Annotated in this window: 4 protein-coding genes; 1 reads left to right on the top strand and 3 read right to left on the bottom strand. The window is 59.8% G+C overall.

Features of this window, described 5'->3' with window-relative positions; all coding sequences use genetic code 11:
* Positions 1–40 precede the first annotated feature (40 nt).
* Both ABX749_RS15790 and ABX749_RS15785 read right to left on the bottom strand, forming a co-directional pair.
* Positions 41–2,173, bottom strand: coding sequence for an FAD-dependent oxidoreductase (locus tag ABX749_RS15790; protein WP_372896828.1), 2,133 nt, complete (start codon positions 2,171–2,173; stop codon positions 41–43).
* A gap of 350 nt (positions 2,174–2,523) precedes the next feature.
* Positions 2,524–3,981 carry a hypothetical protein gene (locus ABX749_RS15785; protein WP_372896827.1) on the bottom strand — a complete coding sequence of 486 codons (1,458 nt, stop codon included), beginning with the start codon at positions 3,979–3,981 and terminating at the stop codon, positions 2,524–2,526.
* Positions 3,982–4,310: 329 nt separating this feature from the next.
* Between ABX749_RS15785 and ABX749_RS15780 the strand changes: the two genes are divergently transcribed.
* Positions 4,311–4,745, top strand: coding sequence for a hypothetical protein (locus ABX749_RS15780; protein WP_372896826.1), 435 nt, complete (start codon positions 4,311–4,313; stop codon positions 4,743–4,745).
* 87 nt (positions 4,746–4,832) lie between these two features.
* On the opposite strand, the gene ABX749_RS15775 is transcribed toward ABX749_RS15780, so the two are convergent.
* A partial coding sequence (locus ABX749_RS15775) for a HEAT repeat domain-containing protein (protein WP_372896825.1) occupies positions 4,833–7,046 on the bottom strand: 2,214 nt, incomplete at its 5' end.

Here is a 7,046-nt window from a genome sequence, read left to right as displayed (position 1 = left end):
GTGTTGGCCGGTTTAACGGCCAACAAGGTCTATCAAAAAATCAATCCGCCAGCGGCAGTAGCTGAATGGCGTCAACGATGACGTGGCCGTCGGTGTCGCGGTTGTTGATTTCGACTTCGGCGTGTCCAACCGGGAAGGTAAACTTGCCGACCGTGGCGAATGCGCCGTGTTCGGGCTTGCGTCGTTGATCGACCGTCATCGTCTGCGTGGATCCGCCGGCACGGATGATGACCGGAACATTGGTGGCGCGATTGGCGTTGGGCGAATAAGCGAGACGCAGTTCGTATCGGCCCGCGTTCTTGATCGTTACCGAAAACCGAAGGCTCTGGTGGCCCTTGTCGGTGTCGCCGTCGTGGCGATAGCCGACGGCGACGAAGGGGCCGACCATCTGACTGGTGGCGTGAAAGCCTGTTCGCTCGGCGGTTTCGTCATCGACGACGATCCCCGGCAGCGACTTGGGGTCGACCGACGCCGCCGCTTTTCGGACGGGGCCGGTCCAGGTCAAAATCTGTCCGTCGGCCACCAGACGTTCCTTCAGTCCCGCATAGTCGATCGCTTGAACCGGGACGTCGGCTTCGATCGCTTGCATCGCCGCCGTGGCCGACGACTGGCCGAGGACCATGAACACCGGTTCCATTCGGATTGAGCCGAAGGCGATGTGCGTGGCGCTCAAACAGACCGGGACCAGCAAGTTTTCGCAATGCTCGGTCTTTGGCGTCAACGAGCCATAGTCGATGGCGTAGGGAGAAAAGCCACCGACTTGGACGTCTCCTTCATTTCGGGCGTGTCCTTCGGCGTCGACGTAGCGCTGGACGTTGTGGGAATCCATCGTGTAGGCGGCCAGCCCGATCGGGGCTTCGGCAACCTTGCGACCTTGACAGTGGTGTTGTGTCATCACCGTTGCACCGATCATCCGTCTCGCTTCACGGATGTAGAGCTGTTCTTGCCAGCCGTCTTCTCGCTCGAATTCGTCGCGGCACGTCCCCCATCGGGCGACGTTGCTTCGGATCGACTCGGGCACCCGCGGATGATTCGCCAGCGTCCACATCAACCCCTGTTGATAGTCGCGGTGACGCTGAATGATCGTTTCACGCTCGGCATAGCTGGCTTCCGGATAATCGTAGTTCTGGCCGATGAAATCCGTCGAAAATCCCGTCCGGTTGTTGGTGTCTGTCTTACGATTGGGCATGCTGGAATTGATCCACGGCATGCCCCGCTCGCCGGCCTCGAAATTGCGCAGCAACAATTCATAGTCCAGCGGATCGTAGCCTTCGGGTTTCGCGAACGGGATGCGGTTTGGGGGGTGATCGGTCAAACACATGCGAAAGCAGAAGGCCTGAACGCGGTGATCGCCACTGCCTTCTTCGCCCGGACCGTCGGCGTCGATGCCAGGCAGCAATCCACTGCTCGCGTCGCCTGGAACCACGTACGCATCGACACCCGGCACGATTTGATGGTGCTTGGCCTGGCGGGTCTGAACGCCGTTCAAGGTTTCGTCGTACTCGGCATTGCTTTCGCGTCCGACGGTGTACGCGACGCCGGCACCGGCCAACAAGTCGCCTTCGTACGTGGCGTCGAGAAAGATGCGTCCTCGGTATGTCTGACCGCTTTCGGTTCGGATCGACACGATCCGTTTGCCGTCAAGCGTGACGCCCTGCACCCGGCTGGTTGAATCCGAGATCGGTGTGCGGTCGAGCCGCTGGTTGTAGATCACCGGGATGTCGTACTGGCGGACAAAGTCGTGCATGATCGAGAGGGCCGCCGACGGTTCGAACGTCCACATCGTGTCTTCGCCGGATCCCGTTCGTGACTGACCGCTATCGCGAAACTGATCGCTCCGCTGCCACTTCCAGTGTTCCGGTTGCTCGTAGTACTTTCGCACGCGTTGATAGAACTCACGTGCGATGCCACCGATGGCCGCCTTGTTGCCGATATCGGTTTGCCCGAGCCCGCCGGTCGTCAGGCCTCCGATCCGTGTTCCCGGTTCGATGACAACCACCGAGCCGCCCATGCGTTTGACTTGGACCGCCGCGGCGATCCCGGCGGAGGTGCCACCGTAGATCACGACATCATGGACGGAGTCATCGGCGGCATGGACAGTGACAGACGTTGTGCCGAGGCAAAACGCCAGGATCAAGGCGACGGTTAGCGGGAAGTGAGCACGATTTATCATTGTTTTTATTCCTTTGCGGCATCGGAGATTACTTCGCTCAGTTCGCCAACGGCGATCAACAACATAGCCCGGGGTCGCGAGAGCGCACCCCGGGATGTGGACAAATTGGGTATGGAACGCCAGCGGCGTTCAACAAACGCTGCCGAAGGTTCGACGGACGCGTTGGTGCGTTGCCGCGTCGACCGGGCGGACTTGTTCAACCCCGTTGGGGTTGGCGGTCTGGGTGTGAATACAACTTGGGGTGCGCTGACGCGACCCCAAGCTTTGTTGTGGCACGCTGCTGGCGTGCACCCCCAAGGTTGTCGCGGATTTGACCCACCCTGCGTGAATCACCCGGGCCTTCATCAACACTACTGCGAAACCTGATCGAGCAAGTCCAGCAAGGTCTGTCGCACCTGCGGTTCGGCATCGGCGGCCAGATAGCTGGACTTGGCACGCCAGGTTTCGTAACCACCCCACGTGTGTTGCTCCGGAGTCGGCAGGTAGCCGTTGTATCCGTTGGCCAGTTCGATCGTGAAGGTCGGTTTCAAGGGACTGTGTTTCTTGATCGCCAAGCCCGTTTCGACGAACGTCTCACAGGGGCTGCTGACGATTCCCAAATCACCGATCCGGATCGCTTGAAGCTTGACATGGACCGTCTCGGGGTACTTGGCCAGATCCAGCGTTTCGTTGGCATAGATCAGCCGGCGGTCGCGCCACGGGCCCGGTCCGGCTTCGGCGATCAATTCCTCCGCGCGGGCCAATTCTTCAGCGTCGGGGCGGCGCACGCCGAGTTCGATTTCGGTTTCCCGCATTTTCAACGGCACCCAATCCAGATACTCGATCCGTTGGTACGCGACGAGTGCGGATGCCGCGACATCGGCGGCGACCAGACGGATCTGTTCGAAGGGTTGCTGTCGTGCGGCGCCTTCAAAGAAATTGATGTTGTTGATGTCACCGCTGGTCCCGTTGGTCATCGCGGCGACGAACGCGGGCTTTGTGTCGTCGGCGTCGATCGATCGCGAGAACTGACGAGCGAATTCGCCGAAGTAGTCCGCCGAAAGCGAGTTGGCCGGCACGCCGCCGACGTAGTGCAGCGAATAGTTCGCCCACATCGCGATCGGGCGACCGTCAATGGCCTGGACCGCCAAGACCGGGACTTGGGGATCGATCGGGCCGGCCGGTTGCAGCAAGCTCTTGCTGTTGGCGGCGGGATTCATCCGGACCTTGTCGGTGCCACGGTCGAACGGATCAGCCAAGGAATTTCCGGGACGCAGGAACCAGCGGCGGTTGAACACCTGCCGCGGATTGTTTCCGATCGCCCAACCCACGCGAGCCGGTTCCAATTGCGAATGGGCTTGGACGATCCCGTCAGCGATCCGCTGGGTAAGAAACTCGAGGTAGTCGTCTTGGACGATGCTTTGAAAGGTGGGTGTCGCCGTCACCGCGGTGTGCGTGTGGGTGGCCGAGCAAAGGATGTGATCGGTTTCAATGCCGGTCGCTTCGGACGCCCGTTGCTTGGCCGCGTCGTAGATCTCGCGCGGAATCATGCAACTGTCGCAGGTCACCAATGCGATCGTCGTTTGGCCGTTGTCCAGCACCAGACACCGTGCGTGCAGCGGGTCATGTGCCTTGTCGGCCATGCGATGCGTCATGCTGCCGGCCGAACTGACGGGGAACTTGGTCGGGGTGATGTCGATCGCGAACGCACCGGCGCGAAGCAGTTTGGTCGGTGTCTCCGCAACGACGGTCACGCTACCGAAAAAGAGACTCAGGGAACCAACAAGGGCGGCGGCAAGGTGCAGCCTGAAACGAAGCGACGAATACATGGGTGGATGCTTCCGTGGGAGGTGCCGTTGCGTCGTCCGGTGGGAACAAGCAACGTGCATGGGTGGTGGGCAATGATCTCGCGTGGTGAATCGCGAACCATGGTGCAGGCGGGCGTGGATCTGTTTGTCGACAAGCGATTGCGGAGATTATGCTATCTTGTCGGCGGGGCAGACGCAACTAAATCTCGACTTGCCCCACCCCAGCCTGCCATCGGAACGGTGCTTGCGATGACGATTCTTTCGAACAAGAAAGTCGCAGGGAACTTCCTGCAGCGATCCCAATGACGATAACCAGACGCAGGCAATTTTCGATCGCTTCGTTACTTGCCATGACTGCGATTGCAACCTGCGCTGTTGCATTTCTGCATTTCAAGTACGAACGGGCAATGGCTCAGCAGGCGCTCCATCGATCGACGTTCTACGACCGTGTCATCAAAGAACAAGCGACTGTCACCGGGCCTCCACTGGCCAAGGTCGTTGCGATGGATAGCGGCGAACCGGTCGCAGGTGTGATCATTGGAATGACTCTGATTGGGCCCGACGGCGGCGATGGTGGTTTTCAATGCTTCACGACGCTGCAAGCCGGGATTGCCTTTCGGCACCTCCCACTCGCGCCGGGACGATACCAGTATCACTTGGATCCCGATCCCAAATCACGATTTGCTCCTACCCAATGGCATCGAGGCCAGCCCTATCTCGTCGTTGCAAATGATGGCACGACAGGGGCGCCGGTCTTGAAGCTTGGTGTTCGTGTCGCCCGATAGCTATCGATTCGCGTTGGAACAAAAGGTCTCCCAGGCTCTGCGTATTGCTGCACCGAAAGAACTGGTTGACGTCAAACGGCTGATCTCTCATTCCGTCGTCGTCGGATTGGACCGCAACAACACGATCAGGTCGGCGACGTCTTGTGGCGAAAGTTCTTTTTCCAACCCATCAGGCATCAGCGATTTTCCCGATGCCCGTAACTCTTCAATCTCCGATCGCAGGATCGTTTCCCGTTTGCCTTCGCCGGACAACAGCGTGATGCTGCTGCCCGTCTCGGTGCCCAACAATCCGTTTCGGACGCGGCCGTCATCGCTCAGCACGATGTACGTCAGATAGCGTGCTTCGACCGCGGCACTGGGGTCCAAGATGTTCGACAGCAGCACGTGGGGACGTTTGTCGGTGATCGACGCCAGGTTGGGGCCGACTTCATGGCCGACGTTTCCGAGTCGATGGCAGGCGGCGCAGCTTTTGGCAAACACCTTCTTTCCCCGTTCCAAGTCACCGGCCAACGTCAATGCGTTTTGGTAGTCTTCGATCACCTTTCTACGGTCTGGGCTGGTCGAAGACGCGAAGGCTTCCGTCCAGCCGGCTTGAAGCGTTTTGTCCTTGGTCGCCAATAGCCGTTCGCGGATCGCGGGACCGATTTCGCCACTGGAAAGTTGTTCCGAACGCACCGCTGCCAACAGCGCCGAACTCCACGCCGCGCGACCGGACAGCACGTCGAGTACACGTGATCGTAGCGCCGGACCGTAGGACGGCCAGCCGGACAGCAAGGCGTCCCCAATTTGCGGATCGGATTGGTCGGCCAATCGATCCACCACCGCCAGTTGCAACTCCACCGTCGATTGCGGCACCAGTAACTCGGCGAGCAGCCGCATGTCATGGGTGTGATCGCCTGGTTGTCGTAACAACAGACGCAACGCACTGTCGACCATGGGGGTCAACTTTCCCGACGCTTCGGAAACCACGCTCCGCGCCTGTTGGATCGATCCGGCGATCAACTGTTGCTGAGCATCGGAAAGCTGTGTGATCGAAAACTTGCGTTTTTCCAATCCATCGAGCAGCTCGGCCAACCCGGACAGCTGCCATGGTTCTGGGGGCAAGTCTGACCGTCCCACGAGGCTGGCGATGGTTTGACCGATAGCGTCGGCATTCCCCAAGGCCGCGACCTGTGCGAATAACTGTCGTTGCAAGGGGTGGTCGCTTCGGTCGCGCGCCGATGAATCAGACGCGATCGCCATGAAGGCATTCAGCACCTCGGTAAGGTTGCGATCACTCAGCGAACTCATCACGTTGGCAACGATGTATGCATCATCGGCTGACTGCCACGCCAGACTTGCGAGTGCTTGGGACGCGAGCGGATCGTCGTACTCCCCCAGCGTGGCCGCGAGCTGTAAACGCACTTTGGCGTCCGTGTCCTCGACCAGCGACGCCAATGTCTGTACCTCGACCACATGTCTGGCAGCCAATCGCACGGCTTGGCGGCGGACTCCCGGATGCGGGTCACGCAACGCCGTCTGCAAGACTTCAGCGTTCAGCGCCTGCAGCCCATCGAGTGTGCACAGGGCTTGCAGTCGCTGGCGTGGGAGGTCGTCGGCGGTTGCCATCGATCGAAGATGCGGAACCGCTGCCATGTCCTTCGTGCGAACCAGTGTGCGCTGTGCAGCGTCTCGCTGCCAGCCGTTCGAGCTGGCCATGGCACGCAGCAATCCTTCACGCGAATCGTCGATCGTTGGCATTCCCGGATGCTTGCCGGAGGGTAGGATGCGATAGATCCGACCATGGTTTTCTCCCAGCCGATAATACGGTCTCAGCTCATCTTTGCCGTTTTGAGGCAGCCACTGGGGGTGTTCAATCATGTAGCGATACAGATCGACAACCCACAGCGCGCCGTCGGGTCCGGTGCGGACCATCACCGGCCGGCACCAGCGATCTTCACTGGCAAAGAAATCAACGACATCCTCGGCCGGGTCTCGGTGGAAGTCAAAACTGATGCCGTCTTCGGTGATGATGTTGTGTTGAACCAAGTTGTGAAACGGCTCGCAGGTAAACGCGTGCTGCTGGTCGTCGGTTTGCGGGAACAGCACGTCGTCGCGATAGATCATTGCCGAGCAGGCTGACGTGAAACGTCCGGATTGGTTGAAGCTGTGAAAACGCTTTTGCAGTTGTGCGGCGGGAAACACCGGCGGATTGACCGGTGTGACGACCAGATGCTTCGGATCCGGCGGGGCGAAGTGCGGATTGCGACGGATGTCTTCATCGGCCAAGACGTAATGCCAAAGCGGTCGACTGTTTTGCAC

Source organism: Stieleria sp., from assembly GCF_041595215.1.
Classification (GTDB): Bacteria; Planctomycetota; Planctomycetia; order Pirellulales; family Pirellulaceae; genus Stieleria; species Stieleria magnilauensis.
Note: the sequence above shows the minus strand (reverse complement) of the source record. Positions and strands in the feature narration are given on the sequence as shown.

Coding starts and splice junctions, on each gene's coding strand:
- ABX749_RS15790 (WP_372896828.1), bottom strand. CDS start 2,173: ATGATAAATCGTGCTCACTTCCCGCTAACCGTCGCCTTGATCCTGGCG.
- ABX749_RS15785 (WP_372896827.1), bottom strand. CDS start 3,981: ATGTATTCGTCGCTTCGTTTCAGGCTGCACCTTGCCGCCGCCCTTGTT.
- ABX749_RS15780 (WP_372896826.1), top strand. CDS start 4,311: ATGACTGCGATTGCAACCTGCGCTGTTGCATTTCTGCATTTCAAGTAC.